Origin of the sequence: Actinomadura coerulea, assembly GCF_014208105.1 — a bacterium.
Classification (GTDB): Bacteria; Actinomycetota; Actinomycetes; order Streptosporangiales; family Streptosporangiaceae; genus Spirillospora; species Spirillospora coerulea.
Genome location: NZ_JACHMQ010000001.1, coordinates 1180551 through 1199364, shown reverse-complemented (window position 1 = coordinate 1199364; position 18814 = coordinate 1180551). Strand labels below are relative to the sequence as shown.

The 18814-nt window shown below is 70.0% G+C and carries 15 protein-coding genes; 8 read left to right on the top strand and 7 right to left on the bottom strand.

Annotated features, from left to right (window positions below):
* Nucleotides 1-140: 140 nt before the first annotated feature.
* The 3 genes from BKA00_RS05645 to BKA00_RS05635 all read right to left on the bottom strand — a co-directional run bounded on the left by BKA00_RS05645 (nucleotide 141) and on the right by BKA00_RS05635 (nucleotide 2276).
* The gene (locus tag BKA00_RS05645; RefSeq protein WP_185023903.1) at nucleotides 141-1451 is read right to left on the bottom strand and encodes an FAD-binding oxidoreductase; all 1311 of its coding nucleotides are present in this window, start codon (nucleotides 1449-1451) and stop codon (nucleotides 141-143) included.
* A 69-nt stretch (nucleotides 1452-1520) separates the two neighbouring features.
* The gene (locus BKA00_RS05640) at nucleotides 1521-1769 is read right to left on the bottom strand and encodes a VOC family protein (protein ID WP_185023902.1); all 249 of its coding nucleotides are present in this window, start codon (nucleotides 1767-1769) and stop codon (nucleotides 1521-1523) included.
* A 51-nt stretch (nucleotides 1770-1820) separates the two neighbouring features.
* Nucleotides 1821-2276 carry a DUF4267 domain-containing protein gene (locus BKA00_RS05635; RefSeq protein WP_185023901.1) on the bottom strand — a complete coding sequence of 152 codons (456 nt, stop codon included), beginning with the start codon at nucleotides 2274-2276 and terminating at the stop codon, nucleotides 1821-1823.
* Between the two features lie 136 nt (nucleotides 2277-2412).
* Here BKA00_RS05635 and BKA00_RS05630 point away from each other — a divergent pair, with 136 nt between their 5' ends.
* Together BKA00_RS05630 and BKA00_RS05625 are read left to right on the top strand one after the other, a co-directional pair.
* On the top strand, nucleotides 2413-5664 hold the full coding sequence (locus tag BKA00_RS05630) for an ATP-binding protein (RefSeq protein WP_185023900.1): 3252 nt from the start codon (nucleotides 2413-2415) through the stop codon (nucleotides 5662-5664).
* Nucleotides 5665-6302: 638 nt separating this feature from the next.
* On the top strand, nucleotides 6303-8618 hold the full coding sequence (locus BKA00_RS05625; protein ID WP_185023899.1) for a hypothetical protein: 2316 nt from the start codon (nucleotides 6303-6305) through the stop codon (nucleotides 8616-8618).
* A gap of 784 nt (nucleotides 8619-9402) precedes the next feature.
* On the opposite strand, the gene BKA00_RS05620 is transcribed toward BKA00_RS05625, so the two are convergent.
* The 4 genes from BKA00_RS05620 to BKA00_RS39715 form a co-directional block, all read right to left on the bottom strand.
* Nucleotides 9403-10596 carry an NAD(P)/FAD-dependent oxidoreductase gene (locus BKA00_RS05620; protein ID WP_185023898.1) on the bottom strand — a complete coding sequence of 398 codons (1194 nt, stop codon included), beginning with the start codon at nucleotides 10594-10596 and terminating at the stop codon, nucleotides 9403-9405.
* A gap of 182 nt (nucleotides 10597-10778) precedes the next feature.
* Nucleotides 10779-11621: an NAD(P)H-binding protein gene (locus tag BKA00_RS05615; RefSeq protein WP_185023897.1), complete on the bottom strand. Its 843-nt coding sequence runs from the start codon at nucleotides 11619-11621 to the stop codon at nucleotides 10779-10781.
* 12 nt (nucleotides 11622-11633) lie between these two features.
* A complete protein-coding gene (locus BKA00_RS05610) occupies nucleotides 11634-11879 on the bottom strand; it encodes a hypothetical protein (protein WP_185023896.1) in 246 nt (81 codons plus the stop codon).
* Nucleotides 11876-12004: a hypothetical protein gene (locus BKA00_RS39715; protein ID WP_268248230.1), complete on the bottom strand. Its 129-nt coding sequence runs from the start codon at nucleotides 12002-12004 to the stop codon at nucleotides 11876-11878. Before BKA00_RS39715 ends, BKA00_RS05610 begins: the two co-directional genes overlap by 4 nt.
* 303 nt (nucleotides 12005-12307) lie before the next feature.
* Between BKA00_RS39715 and BKA00_RS05605 the strand changes: the two genes are divergently transcribed.
* The 6 genes from BKA00_RS05605 (at nucleotide 12308) to BKA00_RS05580 (ending at nucleotide 18789) form a co-directional block, all read left to right on the top strand.
* Entirely contained in the window at nucleotides 12308-13489 is a 1182-nt protein-coding gene (locus BKA00_RS05605) for an NAD(P)/FAD-dependent oxidoreductase (RefSeq protein ID WP_185023895.1), read from the top strand.
* A gap of 81 nt (nucleotides 13490-13570) precedes the next feature.
* Nucleotides 13571-14524, top strand: a complete 954-nt coding sequence (locus BKA00_RS05600; RefSeq protein WP_185023894.1) for an RNA polymerase sigma-70 factor — start codon at nucleotides 13571-13573, stop codon at nucleotides 14522-14524.
* Between the two features lie 241 nt (nucleotides 14525-14765).
* Nucleotides 14766-15107: an HIT family protein gene (locus BKA00_RS05595; RefSeq protein WP_221493024.1), complete on the top strand. Its 342-nt coding sequence runs from the start codon at nucleotides 14766-14768 to the stop codon at nucleotides 15105-15107.
* Between the two features lie 654 nt (nucleotides 15108-15761).
* Nucleotides 15762-17078 carry an MFS transporter gene (locus BKA00_RS05590; RefSeq protein WP_185023892.1) on the top strand — a complete coding sequence of 439 codons (1317 nt, stop codon included), beginning with the start codon at nucleotides 15762-15764 and terminating at the stop codon, nucleotides 17076-17078.
* 431 nt (nucleotides 17079-17509) lie between these two features.
* Nucleotides 17510-18109: a sulfite oxidase-like oxidoreductase gene (locus BKA00_RS05585; protein ID WP_185023891.1), complete on the top strand. Its 600-nt coding sequence runs from the start codon at nucleotides 17510-17512 to the stop codon at nucleotides 18107-18109.
* Between the two features lie 8 nt (nucleotides 18110-18117).
* On the top strand, nucleotides 18118-18789 hold the full coding sequence (locus tag BKA00_RS05580) for a ferredoxin reductase (protein ID WP_230298949.1): 672 nt from the start codon (nucleotides 18118-18120) through the stop codon (nucleotides 18787-18789).
* The last annotated feature ends 25 nt before the right edge of the window (nucleotides 18790-18814 follow it).

Below are 18814 nucleotides of genomic sequence, written 5' to 3'. Positions count from 1 at the left end.
CGACCCACGTCCTCCATATCCATTCCGCGCCGCTGCGCGGACGTACTTCTCGGCAAGCACAGGGCGGCGCCGGTCGCGCGGGTTCGGTGCGGCTCCTCCGCCCCGGAGGGCGGAAGAGCCGTGACCTGCTGGGAACCGGTCTATCCGAGCACCGGGTAGTTGGCGCGGAACACGTTATGCGGGTCGCGGGCCCGCTTGATCTCTCGCAGGCGCGCGAGCGCGCCGCCGGAGAAGGACTCGGCCGCCGTCTCACCGGGAGACAGCAAGGTGTACGGCTTGCGGCCGCTGATGCGGGCCTTCAGGTCCGCCACGACCTCGGCCTGCTTGGCACGCGTCGCGTCGGCCATGTGCGGCAGGCCGAGCCCCACCAGGCTCAGCAGGTACGGCTCAGCCACCGCGCCGCTCGCCCCGGCTCCGACGCCCGGCTCGGCGAGCGCCCCGCCCAGGTTCCTGATCTGCAGGTTGATGAGCGGTTCGACCGGTTTGGACAGCAGGAGCTCCCCCGCGTCGGCGCCCAGGCCCGTGAGGAGCTCCACGCGGCTGATGGAGGGGGTCGGGTCGATGGGCTCGGGAGAGATGGCACCCAGGCCGGCGACCGGGACGACACCACGGCTGTCGGAGACCGCGCCCTCGATCTTGTCGAGGCGCACCAGCAGGTCCTTCGCCGGAGCCGCCTCACCCAGGTAGGCCAGATCCAGCGTGACCATCGGCGGTGCGCCAGGCGGCTGGAACCGGTTGAACCAGACGCTGAGCTCACGCGGTGCCTCGGCGGTGATCTCCAGGAACGCGTCGTACACCTCACTGGTCCGGTGCTCGGGCCAGGCGACGCGCCCGCCGTACATGGTGGGCACCGGATACAACTCGAGTTCGAGGGCGGTCACCATCGCGAAGTCCCCGCCCCCGCCGCGCAGCGCCCAGAACAGCTCGGGATCGGACTCGGCGGTCACCCGGCCGGGCTCGCCGTCGGCGTCCACGATGTCGATGGCCCGCACACTGCCGGAGGCGAGGCCGTACTTGCGGCTGAACCAGCCGACCCCGCCGCCCAGGGTGTAGCCGGTCACACCGACCCCCGGCGCGCTGCCCGACAGGCCGGCCAGCCCCAGCGGACCGGCCGCCGCCTGCACCTGCCCCCATCGCACGCCCGCGCCCACCCGGACCACTCGCTTCTCCGCGCGTACCACCACCTCGTTCAGCAGACCGGTACGCAGCAGGATCAGGCCTTCCACATCGCCCGAGGCGCCATGCCCGGTCGGCTGCGCGGCCACCGTCAAACCCGCCCGCCGGGCGTAACGTACGAGCGCCACCACGTCGTCGGCGTCCGCGGCCTCCACGACCGCCGCGACCGGCTGCCTGACCGTGAGGTTCCACGCGGTGGCCGCCTGCTCGAAGCCGTCGTCATCAGGCAGGAGCACGCGCCCTTTGAGCACGCCGCGCACATCGTTGATCGTCATTGTCGTCTTCCTCTTCGATTTCTCAGTGCGTATTGGAGAGGGTCTTGGTGCAGTTGTCAGAGGGACGTCTTAGTGGGTGGTTCCGCGGATGCGGGCGAGTGCGGCGCTGAATTCCTGCTCGCTGAGCATGAACGCGTAGTGGTGCGGCTCGAAGTCGTCCAACCGGTCGTAGTCCAGGGTGGCCTGGTTGGCCAGCGTGACCGGCGTGAAGTGCGCCACCGGCGGCTCGATGCTCAGGCCGAGGATGTCGGCCAGTAACTGCGCCGAAACTTGCGGATCACGGGCGGGGACGATGGTGTGAATCAGCTCCACGGTCATGGTGGCTCCCTTTCAGGGACGGGACTGGGCGTGGTGGGCGACGTGCAGGCGTCAGACGGAGTGCGCGGCGGGCACCGGCACGACGGCCTCGGGGACCGCGGCGCTCTCGGGGACCTTGCGGGCCTTGCCGGTCTCGCGGAGGATCAACAGGCCGGTGGTCGCGATCAGTGCCGAGGTCAGGCCGTGGATGCCGAACGCGGCGGACGTGGAGCCGTGGTGGGCCAGGACGGTGATCATGTCGCTGAACGGGGCGACGGCCACCATCAACAGGACCTGGCCGAGGGCACGGCGGTGACCGGTCACCAGCAGGATGCCCATGGCCAGGCCCATCGCGTTCTCGCGGTTGCCCTTCACGACGAGGAAGCCGCCGCCGTCGCCGGAAGGCCAGCTCGGCAGGCCGAAGCCCGGCGCCTGCGTTTCGGGGGACAGGAGGAAGGACACCCCGAGGTAGAAGGTGAACAGGACGACGGCGATGGCCAGGACGGTGTTGATGCGCTTCAGTGACATCGTTCTTCTCCTTTGATGTTCGGACGGGCCTCGCCACCGGCCGCACCCGGCCGGTGGCGAGGTGTCCAGGCTGCTCCCGAGCGTTTGGAGGGGACTTGGAGCCGGCTTGGAGCGGTCCCCGTACGATGTGCGGGTCATGGTCTTCATCCGGGTGCTGGGCGCGTTCGCGACCGAGGTGAACGGTGAGTCCGTCCACCTCGGCGGCCCGCGGCAGCGGGGCGTGCTGGCCCTGCTGGTGGCGGCTCGCGGGCAGGTCGTGCCGGTCGACCGGATGATCGAGGATCTGTGGCGGGGGGAGCCGCCCGCGCGGGCGCTGATGTCCTTGCAGGCCTACGTGTCCAACCTCCGCCGGCTGCTGGAGCCCGGACGTCCGCCGCGCACACCGGCCCGGTTGCTGGTGAGCGCCGCACCCGGGTACGCGCTGCGGCTTCCCCCGGAGTCGGTGGACGCATGGCGGTTCGAGGGTCTACTCGACCGTGCCCGGACCGACACCGACCCGCGCACCGCGAAGGCCCGGCTCGCCGAGGCGCTGGGGCTGTGGCGGGGACCGGCGTTCGCCGAGGTCGCCGACGAGCCGTGGGCCGCCGCCGAGACGGCCCGGCTGAACGAGCTGCGACTGACCGCCACCGAGCTGCACGTCGCGGCGGGTCTGCGCATCGGCGACCCCACCGCGATGGTTCCCGAGGCCGAGCGGCTCACCCGCGACGAGCCGCTGCGCGAGGAGGGCTGGCGGCTGCACGCCCTGGCACTGTGGAGCAGCGGCCGCCAGGCCGACGCGCTGGCGACTCTCCGCCGCGCCCGCGGTGTCCTGGCCGAGGAGCTCGGGCTCGACCCCGGCCCGGACCTTACGGCGTTGGAAAAGGCGATCCTCACCCAGCGCACCGACGTCCTGCGCGCGATCGTGCCCCGGACACCGCCGGCGCCCACACCACCGCTCGCCGCCCCGCTGCCGCGGACGGCCCCTCCCCCGGAGCCGGCACCGATCGGCGAGGCTCCGTTCGTCGGACGCCAGGCACAGCTGTCGGCGCTGGTCACGGCTGCCGCGCAGGCCGTCACCGACGGCGCCCGCGTCGCCCTCGTCACCGGCGAGGCCGGGCTCGGCAAGTCGACGCTGCTGGAGCACCTGGGCAAGCGGCTCGAACGGGAGGGGTGGCTGGTCGCCGCCGGCCGCTGCCTCGAGGTCGACAGCGCGCCGCCCGCGTGGGCCTGGACCGAGGCGCTGAGAGCCGTCGCCGCGACCACGGCCCCGGGCGAGTTCGCCGACGACCTCTCGCCGCTGCTCACCGACACCGGACCGGTGAACGCCGACGCCACCGCCGGACGGTTCCGCCTGCGCCAGGCCATATGGAAGTGGCTCGCGGAGGTCGCCGCGGAACGCCCGGTCGCCGTCGTGCTGGACGACCTGCACTGGGCCGACGCCGCGACGCTGGAGCTGCTCGGCGGCGGCCTCGGCCTGCGGGCCCCGATCCTGGTCGTCGCCGCGTACCGCGCGGACGAGAGCGGGCACCTCACCGAAATGCTGGCCTCGCTCGCGCGTGCCGCACCGCTCCGCCTGGCGCTGCCGGGTCTGAGCGACGAGGCCGTCGCGGAGCTCGTGCGGACCGAATGCGAAGCGGACGAGGAGACCATCGCCGGGATCGCCGAGCGCACCGGCGGCAACCCCTTCTACGTGCGCGAAAGCGCCCGGCTGCTGAACGGCGAAGGGGCGCTGGTCGCCCTCTCCGAGGTCCCCGAAGGCGTGCGGGACGTCCTCCGCCGCCGGCTCGCGCGCCTGCCCGAGGGAGCCGTGTCCATCCTCCGGCTCGCCGCGGTCGCCGGCCGGGAGAGCCCGGTGGACGTCCTCGTCAAGGCCGCCGACACCGACGAGGACGGCGTGCTGGACGCGCTCGACGCGGGCGTCATCTCCGGGCTCCTCGACGAGCCCCGCCCAGGCCTCGTCCGCTTCGTCCACGCCCTCGTCAGGGACACGCTCGTCGCCGACCTCAGCCGCCTCCGCGCAGCCCGGATGCACTCCCGGATCGCCGCCGCTCTCGAAGGCACCGACGACATCGCGGCGCTGGCCCACCACTACGCGCGCGCCGGCTCGCCCAAGGCCGTCGGCTACTGCGTCCAAGCCGCCGAACTCGCCGAGGCCCGCTACGCCCACGACGTGGCGGCCTGCCTCCTCAGCGACGCCGTCGCCAACTCGACCGGACCGGACGAACACGTCGGACTGCTCGGCAGGCTCCTGCGCGCGCAGATCAGGGCGGGAGCGATCGCGGCCGCCCGCGAGACACGCCGTGAAGCCGTGGAGTACGCGGAGTCCTTGGGCCGCGACGACCTGATGATCGCCGCATTCACCGCGTGGACGGAGCCGACCCCTTGGCAGGCCCGTACGTACGGAACGGTGGACCGGCCCATCGTCGACCGCCTGAGCCGCCTGCTCGAGCGCGAACTGGCCCCGTCGGTGCGGTCCCGCCTCCTGACGGCGTACGCGAACGAGCTGATCGGCGAGGACGACCCGACCGTTCTGGAGGCGGCGCAGGAGGCCCTCGACCTCGCCACCGGCCCCCACCTGCGGGCCGCGGCACTCGAGATCCTGGCCGAAGTCCAGGGCGACGCCGAGCTCTCCCAGGAGCTCGTGGAGATCGGCACGGAGCACGACCTGCCGGTGTACCGCGTCACCGGGCGGCTCAACCATGCCGCCGTCGCCGCCGCCGCCAACGACCCGGTGACCATGCGCCGGGTGACCGCCGAGGCCCTGGAGCTCGCACACACCTACCGGATGCCCGAGGCGATCGCCGTCGCCGAGATCACGCTGGCGGCCCTGGCGGTCATCGAAGGCCGGTTCGCCGACGCCGCACACCTCTACAACAAGGCCGGCGAGGGCATGCGGCGCACCGGATCGGTGCACGCCGCGGGCTTTCTCCAGCTCGCCCTGGCCGTCATCTGGCTGAACGACGGCACGCTCGGAGCGCATCTGGACGACGTGCGCGCCGTCCACGCCGTGCTCGACCCCATGACCACCGACCTGCTCGCCCTCGCCCTGCACGCCAACGGCCTGGACACCGAAGCCCGCGAGGTCCGCGCGTCATCCGGCCCGATCCGCCCCGACTTCTTCTTCACCTTCCTCACAACGCTGCGCGCGATGGCGATCGTCGCCCTGAACGACCGCGACGCGGCCGAGGACGTCTACGCGACGCTGCTTCCACACCGCAACGGTCCCCCCGCGGGCGCCGAGAGCACGGCGGTGGCGCTGCGACCGGTCGCCCACACCCTCGGCGAGCTGGCCGTCCTCCTCGGCCGCGACCACGAGGCCGCCGACCACTTCGCCCAGGCCGCCGCCATCGCCGACCAATGGAACGCACCCCACTGGGCCGCCGAAGCCCGCTCGCGAGCGACCGCCTGACTCTGCCCGCCGCCGCCGCACATCCACAGCGTCCGGCGCCCAGATCAGGGCTGAGGCCGGGCCGGCGGGGATTCGCGGGGCGGAGCGGCCCGCTGTTCGCTCACCAGTTGTTCGGAGTCTCGCCTGGACGCGGGATCATTGCTGTCACCAGGACGAGCGCGGCAGCACCCCCGCGCACGCAGACGAGCGGCCCTACGAAGCCCGCGCATGCCGAAAGACTCCGTCCACGCAGCTCAGGTCGGGTCGCTGGAGATGAAGCCATAAGGTCGTCGACGGTCAGTGTCGGCTCGTTGTCGGCTGAGCGGTTCCGAAACGAAGTGTCACGCGCTGGCGTAGGGCAGCAGGGCAAAGAGGCCCGCTTTCCCTAGGTAGGCGCTGACCGGGCTTGGCGGGCATTCGAGCAGCGAGATGCCATGCGCCGGACCATAGCTCGTCCAGGCCTCCAGGCTGCGGCCTGTCAGGAACGGAGCAACACCAGCGCAAGCCCGCCGCCAGGTGCCTGGGGACGCCTGTTTCATCGCGCCCTAACAGGCCACCTGGAAGCAGGGCAAATCCGCTGTAAACCGGAGTATTCACTCACGCGTCCTGCTTTCTGTACGTTGATCATTTGGGCTTCTTTCCCCCGATGAGGTGATGGCGTGAAAAGTCGTGCCAGCATTACCGTCTCGGTCACATTGACCCTGGTGGTGAACACGTTGGCGGCCGTTTCCGGAGCGAGTCCGGCCGTCGCGGGAACGACCTCCACGGACCGTACGCCGCGACCGTACGAAGTGACCTCCGAACGTTCGAAGGCCCCGTTCACGGTCGCTCCGCGTCGCATGGTCGTCCCGTTGACCTGGTCCGGAACCACGGTCGAGCCGGTCAGCCGGGCCATCACCTACCGCAACAACACACGCAGTACCCTAAGAATCCGATTGAGGATCGCGCTGCGAGACCGTTCCGGACACGCGGCCCCTGCCGCGCTGGCGAAGTTGTCGGCGGGTTCCGTGACCGTGCGCGCCGGTCGAGAGGCCAGGACGAACCTGGAACTGCGCGGCCACGGGGTCAAACCCGGCGCGTATCACGGCACCGTCCAGGTCACCTCCGCCGCAGGTCAGCCGTTGGGCTCCACGGCGGTATCGGTCGACCTCCATGGCCCCGCCCCCGCCCCCGCTCCTCCGGTCGGGTCCGTCACCGCCTCCGCCGACTCCGTCAACGCCGACCTGGCCTCGCCCGGCATCCCCGACCTGACACGGCGCCACACCCTCACCTACCGCAACACCGGGACCACAGCTGTCAGACTGCGGTTGTCCGCCACCCTGAACGGTCCCGACGGGGAAGCGACCAAGGCCCCCGCCGGGCTCTTCGAGGTGCCTGACCATGTAACCGTTCCCGCCCAGGGAAGCGCGCAGGTGACACTGACCTTTCGGGGTGCCGGGATTCCCCAAGGCCGCTATCTCGGGGCGCTGGTGGCCACGGGGACCGACGGCGCAACAAAGGTGACCACCACGCTTGTGGCCGAGGTCGGCCAGGAGCAATACAACGTTGCGGTCAATCTGATCGACCGCAACGGCACCGCTCCAACGCGTCCGACCTGGGTTTACGCCTGGAGCATTTCGGACGGCGGCCGCTGGGAGCGCAAGGTCGAGAACGGCAGCGGCGTCTTCGAGCTGCCGCCCGGTACCTACGACGTCACCACCGCCATCGCCACCGGTGCGGGCCAGACCCTGATCAACCACCGGATCACGGTCGATGACCGAGACTTCGACCTGAGGATGGACGCCCGCGAGGGCGAGCCGGTCGAGCTCAGTCCGCAGGGCATCGGCGTTCCCGGCATGGTCGAGGCCTGGTACGACACCCCGTGGTACCGGTTCACCGCCGAGGGCCCCGAAGGCTCGGTCTTCGCCGTCTGGCACGGTCCCGACGAGGTCGAGGAGAACGTCGGCTTCCAGGTCACGGGGTGGGGCAAGCGTGACGCGACCGATGGGCCGGGCGCGGCCTACATCTTGAGCCGGTACTTCGCGGGCCGTATACCGCCGGCCACGGTGTGGCACCCGAGCCCGGGCGAGCTGAGTGTCACCCGCAATCACTTCCGCTCGGTGAATCTCTCCAGGTCCGGCGGCCTCAACGTGACGGGCGGTTACGTCGACGAGATGCGAATGAACGTGACCTTCCCGCAGACGGTCACCACCTACATCGAGCCCGGACTGAGTTACAGCCGAGAGTTGGGCTACGGAATCGGCTACGGGAACTGGGCGCAGATCGCCGACTACCGGACCGCCGCACAACAGGGGGAACGCGACGACGTCTGGAACGGCGCGGTCCTCACCACGGGTGACTTCGGCGTGGGAGCGGAACCGCGGCGCACCTCTGGCGGCCAGCTCTCGGTGATCGCCCCAGGAGGGTACGTCGACTCGTCCGGGCGGACCGGTTCGATGGACCGCACGACCAACGAGCTCACCCTCGCCGCCGACGGCCAGACGATCGCCACCGGTACAGGGCAGCTGCATGCCGACCTTCCGCCCGAGTCCAAGCGTTACACCCTCACCTGGGACCGCACCGCCAACACCGAGATCGCCAAGTTCTCCACCGCGACCAAGACCGAGTGGTCGTTCGAGTCGCACCACATCGACTGGGAGGAGCAGACCCTTCCGCTGCACCTGCTGCGGCTCGCGATCGCCGGTCTGAACGACGCGAATGCCGCCGCGCCGGGTTCCCAACTGCGGATCCCCGTGAAGGTGCAGCCGGTTCAAGACCTGCCGACGCCCGAGATCACTTCGATGTCGGTCGAGACGTCCGACGACGACGGCAACACCTGGCAGACGGCCTCGTCCGCCGAAGAGGACGGCACCTGGACCGCGACCGTGAGCAACCCGGACGCCCCCGGGTTCGTCTCCCTGCGGATCAAGGCGACCGATGCCGACGGCAACACCGTGACCCAGACGTTCATTCGCGCCTACGAGGTGAAGTCCTGATGCGGTGATTCGCCATCTTCACGGCGTTCGGCTCTGACCGGGGTCTCCACCCCCACCGAACCGTCATCGGCGTCAGACGCAGAAATGTCATATCGAGTGCCCGCTGCTTTTCCTCGGTCGACCCGCCCCATGCCATTGCCGTGCTGACGTGGCGCGGCGAGTCGCACTGCGGGTGTCTCCGGCTTGTGATCAAGCCACCCCTCATCGACCGCTCTCAGCCCGGAGCTTGGCGCCGCCTCCGAGCGTCCTGGATACGGGGGACCAGATGTGCAGGGCTCGACTAGCGTGGGCGCGAGGCGGGGAGGCCGAATGGGAGCAGGAGAAGACCTGGAACGGCTGCGGGCTTTCCTGCACCGACCGACCAGGGACCTTCGCCCGGCGCTGGAGAGACTTCCGTCCCCGCCCAGTCCTGGGACCACGCGGGATCCTGGACAGGGTCGTCGAAGTCACCTCGCGCAGCGCATGAGGCGGTCCTGGCGATGCCGCTCACCGCGCTATGCCCATCCGCCGCATGCCCATCCGCCGCGTGAGAGGACGGCGAGCGCAAAGTCGGGGAGGCTTGCCATGCACCACGCCGAAGGCAGCGTCGCCGTTCTCGATGTGAGCGGTCTGAACTGGGCATCGGAACAGAACGTCGTCGTGTCGGTCTTGGGACGCCTTTCGTCTCCCAAACCGCCACGGTCGCGTTCGACCCGGCGCGCACCTCGCTGACCGAACTCAGGCGCTGGGTGACCGAAGAAACGCGGGGAGGCGGATCTGGCCCGGGGTCCGCCTCCCCGCCTGGTCATGCGGGAGCGGGCTGGTCGGCGCCGGCCGCGATCATGCCGCGGAGGCGGTTCAGTTCCTTGGGGTAGTTGACGGTCGCCGCACCCACGAGGACGCCGTCCCGTGAGAACGCGACCGCGAATTTCGATTCCTCGACCGAGCCGGCGACGATCGTGCCCTGGTCGGCGAGGCTCGGGAAGCCGGCCCATTGGACGCGCTTGCCGTGCACGCGCGTGCCGAGTCCGGCCACCTCGACGAACGGTTCCGCGCCGGCCGGCCCGCGCAGCAGGTTGCGCGCGGCCGAGGCTCCCTGCTCGTTGGCGTTCGCCCAGTGCTCGACCCGGACCGGCTCGTCGCCGAAGATCCGATGAGGCCAGCGGGCGACGTCACCCGCGGCGACGATGTCCGGGAAGCCGAGCGCGAACAGTTTGTCGTCGGTGAGGACGCCGTCCTGAACCTGCACGTCGCTGCCGTCCAGCCACTCGGTGTTGGGTTCGACCCCCAGGCCGGCGATGAGCAGGTCGGCCGGAATCGACCGTCCGTCGCTCAACTGGACGGCCGCGATCCGGCCGTCGGGACCGCCTTCCAGCCGGTTCGCCCGGACCCCGGTCACCAGATCGACGCCGTTCCGGCGATGGTGCTCGGCGAGCCACTCCGCGACCTCCCGGCCGACGACTCCGATCATGGGGAGCGGCCCGCTCTCGATGAGCGTCACGTCCATGCCCTGGGCACGTACCGCGGAAGCCACCTCGCCGCCGATGAAGCCGCCCCCGATGACGACGACCTGCCGGGGGTCGCGCGCGAGAGCGGCCCGGAGCGCCTTGGCGTCATCGATGGTGCGCAGGACGTGGACTCCGGTCAGGGCCATCTGGTCCTCGGGCAACCGCCGCGGCCGAGCCCCGGTCGCTATGACCAGGCCGTCGTAGGCGAGCTCGGAGCCGTCGTCCAGGACGACCGCCCGGCCCGTGGTGTCCAGCCGGACCGCGCGGCGACCGCCCAGCCATGCGGCGTCGAACTGGTCGCCGCCGGGAAGGGCGACGTCATCATCACCGGTGAGAACGTTCTTGGACAGCGGCGGCCGGTTGTACGGAAGGTGGGGTTCGGCCCCGACCAGGCTGAGTTCACCGGCATACCCCTCGCTGCGGAGAGTCTGGACGGCGCGGATTCCCGCCAGCGAGGCCCCTACGACAACGATCCGAGTGTGGTCACCCATGGCTGCGCTCCTCTCAAAAAATGCCCTACCCCCCTACGGTATATGGAGATCTTCGGCGCCTGGCAACCCGAAGACGCCGAGCGAGGCTGCGAGGGCGAGTCCGGGCGCCAGGGTCCTTCAGCCCGGCCAGACGACCCGGGAGTTCCTGGACGCCGACCGCGAGCGCCAGCGAGCGGAACTGGTCAGTGGCTGAACGCTTCGGCGTTGCCGCGTGCCCATTCGCCGAAGGTGAGCGCGGGGCGCCCGAGGAGCTCTTCGACGGTCTTGGTGGTCGGGCCCGGGACGTCGGCGTAGTCGGCCAGCGAGCCCAGGAGCCGGGAGGGGACCTCGTCGGGCAGCCCTTGTGCGAGCATGGCTTCGCGGATCCGTTCGGCCGGCAGTTCCTGGAAGCTGAGGTCCCGTCCGATGGCCTCACCGATCATCTCGACCTTCGCGGGCTGGTCGAGGGACTGCGGCCCCGTGAGGGTATAGGTGGCCCCTGAATGTTCGGACGTCCGCAGCGCCTGTACGGCCACCGCCGCGATGTCGTGCTCGTGAACGGGGGAGGTGGCGGCCCGGCCGAAGGCGCCTCTCACCGTTCCGGTGGCTTGGATCTGCGGCGCCCAGGCCAGCGCATTGGCGGCGAAGTCGGCCAGCCGCAGCACCGTCCACTCCAGGCCCGAGCCCGTCACGAGATCCTCGGCGTGCATGAACTGGTCGGCGAACCGCGGTTCCCCTGCCGGGTACGCGACGGTGGTGGCGGACAGCAGCACCGCCCGCCGCACGCCGTGCCCGGCGGCCAGCCGCAGGAGTTCCCGCAGCCCTGACCCGGTGGCGCGCGGACTGATCAGCATCGCCTCCACCCCCGGCAGCGCCGCGCTGAGTGTGTGCGGACGCGACGGGTCGCCGTCCACCGTCCGTGCACCGGCGGGCAGCGCGGCCGTGGAAGGCGCGCGGGTGACCGCCACGACGTCGGCGCCGTCCCCGAGCAGCAGGTCCACCGTCGGGCGCCCGACGACGCCGGTCGCTCCGGTAATCAAGATCATGGTGCGTTCTCCCTAGAGTCCGTGGATCCGGTCACCCCTAAGAGAGATCGCCGCTCGCCTTCTGTGACCTCTGCGGTTGTGACGTGCACCACGTCCGGACGACAGACGATTCTGCCCGGAGGCCTTGTCGCAGGTGAGCTTGCGGTTCCACCGCTGGAACGCGCGGGCCTGCGGGATGAGGAAGTCCTGCAGGATGTCGCCGTCCTCGGTCAGCGCGTGCACGCGCGGGTCGAAGGGCGTGCGGGTTGCGGCCGTCATGAGCCGGTCACCTCCAGGACGTGGTCGGCGCCCCGGCTGTCCGCGCCGTCCGGGTCGGTCACGTCGAAGTGCTCCTCCTCCCCTTGCGACGCCACCACGTGCACGGCGCCGCCGGCGGTCTCCACGAACTGCGGCCCTTGGCCGCTCGCGGCTGCGGCGGCCAGGAGTCACTGGGCTCGGGCCTGCGCGTCGCCCGAACGGACGGAGAGGGGCTGGTGGAAGAGGCGGCGGAGGCTTGGGCGCTGATGCAGGCTGCGGCTACCGGCTGGGCAAGAGGGGCGCAGCTGTGCCGGCGGCACTTCGAACCGTGCCCTTGCAGGCCTGGGGCCGGATTCCTGTGGTGCAGGTCACAATCCCGAGTGTCACGTTCTCCTGAGGCGTCCTGTCCCATGGCCGTCCCGAACGAACGAGCCCCATGGGAGCGAGCGATGAACGCAAGCACCGCCCATCAGATCGTCGTCCTCGGCGCCGGCTATACCGGCCTGATCGCGACAGCTCGGCTGGCCCGCTACACGCGGAGGCTGAACGCCCGCATCACTTTGGTGAACCCCTCGCCTCGCTTCACCGAGCGTCTGCGCATGCACCAGGTCGCCGCGGGCCAGGAACTGACCGACTTCCAGATCCCGGACCTGCTGAAGGGCACCGGCGTGCGATTCCACCAGGCCGCCGCGACCACCATCGGTACCGCTGACCGGACCGTCGCCCTCGACGATGGCGCTCTCCTTCACTACGACACGCTGGTCTACGCCCTCGGCAGCGCCACCGACACGAGCATCGTCCCAGGTGCGGCGGACCACGCCTGGACTCTCAACGACCCCCATCTGGCGCACCGCCTGTCGCGGCAGCTGCCCGGGATCGCCGCTGCGGGCGGCACGGTCACCGTCTGCGGTGGCGGGCTCACCGGCATCGAGGCGGCCGCCGAGATCGCCGAGGCGCACCCGGCGCTGACCGTCAACCTGGTCTGTGCCACCGAACCCGGGTCCATGATGGGCGAGAAGGCCCGAGCCCACCTCAACCGCGTCCTGAACCGCTTGGGCGTGGTGCGCATGGTCGGGGTGAAGGTCACCAAAGTGCTGCCCGACGCGGTGAGTCTGGACACCGGTGAGCTCGTCTCCTCGGATCTGACCCTGTGGACCACCGGTGTGCGGGTGCCGCAGCTCGCTGCCCAGGCCGGAATCGCCACCGACGGGAGGGGGCTCATCGTCACCGACTCCACCCTGCGCTCGGTTTCGCACCCGGAGATCCATGCCATCGGAGACGCCGCCCTGGTGCGGCAGTCCTGGGGACAGCTCCACGGCACATGCCAGAGCGGGGTGGTCACCGCCGACTACACCGCCGACGTCATCGCCCGGCTGCTGCGAGGGAAGCCGGTGAAGCCTCTGCGGTTCGGCTACTTCCACCAGCCGGTGAGCCTGGGCCGCAAGGACGCGGTCGTCCAGTTCACCAAAGCCGATGACACCCCGAGGCGGTGGTACCTCAAGGGCAAGGCCGCGGTCATCTACAAGGAGCAGGTCAGCGGCACCCCGCCGGTGGCCGCCAAGATGTCCCGCTACGTGAAGATACCGGTGCAGCTGTCAAAGGGCGGCCGCGCCACCCGTAAGGCCGCATGATGTTCCAGGACTCGGGTCGGCATTCACCAGGTCCCCCGGCCGGCTGGACTCCCGACCTTCCGACCGCTAGGCATGGTTCCGATGAATGATCACGAGACCGGCCGGCCGGCCCCGGTGCCCGACCCGCGAAAGGCGGCGACCGATCCGTTCGTCGAACACCGCCGGTTGTTGTTCGGCACGGCCTATCACATGCTGGGCAGCGTCGTCGACGCCGAGGACATCCTCCAGGACGCCTGGTTGAAATGGCATGCGGTGGACCAGGAGTTGGTCGAGCATCCCAAGGCCTACCTGGTGCGCACCGTCACCAACCTGGCATTGAACCGTCTCACCTCCGCCCGGGCCGTCCGTGAGACCTATGTGGGCCCCTGGCTTCCCGAACCGCTGATCACCCCATCGAACGCCGTGGAGGAGACCGAAATGGCCGAGACGGTGTCGACGGCCATGCTGGTCGTCCTCGAAACCCTCAACCCCACCGAGCGGGTCGTCTTCGTGCTGCGCGATGTCTTCGGCTATTCCTACGCCGAGATCGGCGGCTTCCTCGATCGCCCCGCGGCCACCGTGCGCCAGATCTCGCGCCGCGCCCGTTCGCACGTGCAGGCCCGCCGCCCCCGCTTCGAAGCGGACGACGAGGCGCGACAGGAGGTCACCGAGAGGTTCATGGCCGCCTGCCACGGCGGTGACCTCAACGCCCTCATGGAACTGCTCGCCCCGGAAGTGACGCTGTGGAACGACGGCGGCGGCATCGTCACCGCCGCCCGCCGACCGCTGCACGGCCCTGACCATGTGGCGCGCTGGATCCTGGGCGTCATGGCCAAACCGCTCTCCGCCGGCATCCGCCTCGAACCGGCGGTCGTCAACGGCGAGCTGAGCGTCGTCGGCATGATGGGCGACGACCTCGTCGGCGCACTCACCTACGACATCCACGATGGCCGCATCGAGAACATCCGCTTCCAGGTCAACCCCCGGAAACTGAATGGTATTCAAGCGGCGGGCGCCACCGACAGTCCTACCCCCAACACCAAAGGGCCACGGTGACGACGACAACGGCGGTTGGCCGGGCGCATGTCGCACCAGGTGAAGTCGGCGAACGACACTTGCGAATCTCTGGCAACGTTTGGGCTCTGACGCCTGGAGAATCGCTGCCATGGAACCTGTCGCTGGGTGTCTCGCGTGTGACCTTCTTGTCGGAGTCCGCCCTCTTCCCGGAGGTCGTCTGGCGGAGTCACCGGGTTGGGTCGTCGAGCACTCGGTGGGCCCGCTCGGCCTGGGGACGTTGGTGGTCAAACCGGTGCGGCACGTCGTCCATGTCGCCGAGTTGACAGAGGCCGAGAGTGCGGCGTTGGGTCCGTTGCTGCAGCGGGTGGCCGCAGCGGTGACGAAGGTTGTCCAGCCGGAGCAGGTCTACGTATGCCTCTGGTCCCATGCGAATGCTGTACCTGGCCACCTGCATTTCGTGGTCCAGCCCGCAGTGAAGTCTGACATGACCCGGTTCGACGCGTTCGGCCCGGCACTGCAGATGGCGATGTTCCGGGAAGGAGCAATGCCAGGCGAGACCGAAGTCGAGGCGTTGTCCGAACAACTTCGAGCGGCCTTGTCTCTCTCGTCTTTTGGACCATGAGATGGGCCCGCCTCCCAAGTGACGCACCCGGCGGTACGCGAGGCCTCGCGTCCATGCCAAGGCGGCGTTTCCACCTGACCACCGGACGGCAAGTCGCTGGTCCCGACACCAGCTCCCTGCCTGATGCGACGCGCGAGGCCTATGAACGACTGAGGGGCCACCGTCCCGATGGCCGGTGCTTCGCCGCTGCTACGTCGTGCTGAAACATCCCAGCCGTCGAATTCGCGAAGTACTCCCCGACGACGCGACTGCTGAGTACGACCGCGCGCCGGTCCGGGAGGCGCTGGGTTCCGCCCGGCGACGTTTGAGGACGAGGAGCGGCTGACCGCACGACTGGTCGCGGAGGTGTGCCCGGTCGAGCTCGTGGAGGACCGGCAGCGGAGGCCCCGCTGGTCGAGTGCCAGGTGAGGGTTATCGGCCTCCGGGCCTCATCCGAATCGAGAAGGTGCTGGTCAGGGCCCGCGACCGGTGGGCGAAGGCGTTCTCCGCGCGGACAGTCGAGCGCTTGGGCGAGGTCGGAGTCGTCCAACACGTCCGATGTCGCAATTCTCACTCTGCCGGCCGGCCTCTTGCTTGGCCGTGTGCCGGCCGGACGGTCCTCCCGTGGCGCTCTCAGGGCGCCACGGCAAGACCACACAAACGAAAGGAACAACGATGTCCGACATCTCGGGCGCAGGTGGAGCCGATTCCGCCAGGGAGGGCCCGCCGAGCAGCGATCCTGAAGCCGCTCAGCAGGACCTCAAGCTGTTCCGCTCACTGCGGAACCACCGCAACTACCGGCTGCTCATGCCGGCTCAGGGCGTCTCCAGTATCGGCGCTTGGATGCAGATGACTGCCCAGGACTGGCTGGTGCTGGACCTGACGCACGGCAGCGGCGCCGCGGTCGGCATCACGGCCGGCTTGCAGATACTGCCGGCGCTGCTGTTCAGCCTTTACGGCAGCGTCCTGGCCGACCGGTACCCCAAGCGACGCATCCTCATGGTCAGCCAGGCGGTGATGGGCACGCTTGCGCTGGTGCTCGGCCTGCTTACCGTAACTGGGACCGTCACCGTGTGGAATGTGTACGCCCTGGCGTTCGGCCTCGGCCTGACCGTGACACTGGACACCCCGGCCCGGATGGCGTTCACCTTCGAGGTGGTGGGGCCGCGTGACGTGTCCAATGCCATCGGCCTGAACAACGCGCTGTTCAACACGACGATGATCCTCGGGCCGGCCGTCGCCGGCGTACTGATCGCCGCCGTCGGCACCGGTCCGGTCTTTCTCATCAACGCCGTGTCGTTCGGCGCTATGGAACTCGGGCTCTACCTCATGCGTGAGGACGAGCTGCATGTCAGAGAACCGGTGCGGCGGACCAAGGGCCAGCTGCGCGCGGGCCTGCGCTATGTCCGGGAGCGCCGCGATCTGGTCATGCTGATGACGGTCATGCTGTTGGTCTCCGCGTTCGGTATGAACTTCGCGGTGACCGATGCCCTGATGAGCCGACAGGTCTTCCATACCGGAGCCTCGTCCTTCGGCGTCGTCACGGCGATGATGGCCGTGGGCGGGCTGGTCGGCTCGCTGTTCTCCGCCCGACGGAGGCAGCCGAGCATTCGGGACATGCTGGTCGCAGCGGCGGCCTTCGGGGCGCTCGTGACCGCGAGCGGACTCATGCCGGCCTACTGGGCGTTCGCGGCCATGCAGCTGCCGACCGGCATGGCGATGATGACGTTCACCACGGCGGCCTACTCGATCACGCAGCTGAGCGCCCCGGAGGAGATGCGCGGCCGCGTCATGGGCCTCTACCTGCTGGTGATCACCGGGAGCTCCCTCATCGGCTATCCCCTGGTCGGCTGGCTGGCCGAGACCTTCGGGCCACGCTCGACCCTGGTCATCGGCGGCCTCGCGTCCCTGGCCTCAGTGGTGGGCACCCTCGTCTTCATGACGCCGGTGGCCACAGGACTGCTCGCACGCGGAACAACACCGCGGGCCTGAACGACACCGTCGGCACGCTGCCGACTCAGCACACAACCAACAAGGAATCCGACCAAGGGCCCGGCGTCAGCCGGGCCCTGCCCATATGAGCAGACTCGCCCCGAACACGGCACGCGTACGCGGGAATGATTCCTCAGCGCGTACTTGGTGCGGCGTGCCCATGGCGTCGGTGGTGGCGGCGTTGGCCGGACGGCTGCCGGGCCGTTGCCGCGGGCGTGGTTGTAAAAGCACGTTCTGTTGGCGTGGGAGCCGGTTCAGGCGGCCGCTGCCGAAGCCGGCGACCCGGCGATGGTTCGTCTGAGTAGAGCCCGGGTCGTCTCAAGGGGGTAGCTGGGTTCGGGGGCGCGGGGTGGGGTCGCATCGGGGTCGTGGTGTTGGGGAAGGTAGGCCCAGAGGGCGGGGTCCGTTCGGCCTGACGAGGGGAGGCTGTGATGGGGATCGTTTCGCCCGGGTTCCATGGGCGGCGGCGCGAGTCCGCGGTCCAGTTGCCGCCCGGGCAGTACCTGACCGAGGACTTTCCCGTGCTGTCGGCCGGTCCGACGCCGCGGATCCCGGAGGAGGAGTGGGAGTTCACGGTGACCACGGAGACGGGGCGGCAGCACCGGTGGACGTGGCGGGAGCTGCTGGATCTGCCGTTCGAGACGCCGAGGGTGGACATCCACTGCGTCACCAAGTGGTCCAAGCTCGGCACGGACTGGCAGGGGGTGTCGCTGGACGTTCTGCTGGCCGACGTGGAGACCGCGGCCGATTTCGCGCTCGTGTCCTCCTACGGCGGGTACACCACCAACCTGCCGCTTGAGGATCTGCTCGACGGCAAGGCATGGATCGTCTACCGCTATGGCGGTGAGGAGCTGGCGCCGGAGCACGGTGGGCCGGTGCGGCTTCTGGTACCGCACCTGTACTTCTGGAAGTCGGCGAAATGGTTGCGGGGCATCGACCTGCTGACCGAGAACGAGCCGGGCTTCTGGGAGACCGCCGGTTATCACGACTACGGGGACCCATGGCGCGAGCAGCGGTACCAGGGCGACTAGCGTGGCGCGTGGCGCGGCTGGCCGAGACCCGCCGGGAGACGGGGACGGCCCGCACGCTCGTCTTCGATGTGCCGGGCTGGCCGGGGCATCTGGCCGGTCAGCACGTCGACGTGCGGCTGACCGCGCCGGACGGCTATGCCGCGCAGCGCAGCTACTCGCTCTCCGCGCCCGACCGGGTCGAGCTCACCGTGCAGCGGATCCCGGACGGGGAGGTCTCCCCGTATCTCACCGATGTGCTCGGCGTCGGCGATCCGGTCGAGATCCGGGGCCCGGTGGGCGGCTGGTTCGTGTGGCGGCCCGGTGCGGGACCGGACGTCCTGCTGATCGCGGGCGGTTCCGGGATCGCGCCGCTGATGGCCATGGTCCGCGCCCGCCGCCTGGCCGGGAGCGGGACGCGGTTCCGGCTGGTCTATTCCACGCGCACGCCCGGAGACGTGTTCTATGCAGATGAGCTGCGGCGTCCCGAACCTGGGCTGGATGTCACGCACGTCTACACCCGGGCGGCCCCTGACGGCTGGCCCCGCCCGCCCGGTCGGCTGACGGTGGACGATCTCGGGGACGGCCCGCCCGACCGTGACTGCTTCGTCTGCGGGCCGACGGGATTCGTGGAGTCGGCCGCCGACATGCTGCTCGCCCGCGGCCACGACCCGCGGCGCATCAAGACCGAACGGTTCGGCTGAACGGAGGCTCAGCGAAATGAACGTG